Here is a 272-nt window from a genome sequence, read left to right on the forward strand (position 1 = left end):
TGCCGGTGCTGGCGCTGAAGGCGGGCGTGGACCAGCTGCTCAACCCGCCGTCCCTGGACGTCGCGTGGAACGCGGTCCTCCAGGCCGTGCGGGACGGCGAGCTGACGGAGGCCCGCCTCGACGAATCGATCCTGCGCGTGCTGCGCCTGAAGGCCCGCCTGGGCCTCTTCGACGACCCCTACGTCAGCCACGCGGGTGTGGACCGGGTGGTCGGCACCCGCTCGCACCTGGCCGCCGCCGACCGGATCGCCGAGCACGGCACCACCCTGCTG

Annotated in this window: 1 pseudogene; it reads left to right on the forward strand. The window is 73.9% G+C overall.

What is annotated here, in order from left to right:
* A pseudogene (locus tag CCN29_RS36800) lies at positions 1–272 on the forward strand (glycoside hydrolase family 3 protein); the annotation flags it as partial.

Origin of the sequence: Streptomyces pseudogriseolus (genome assembly GCA_002154585.1) — a bacterium.
GTDB lineage: Bacteria > Actinomycetota > Actinomycetes > Streptomycetales > Streptomycetaceae > Streptomyces > Streptomyces pseudogriseolus.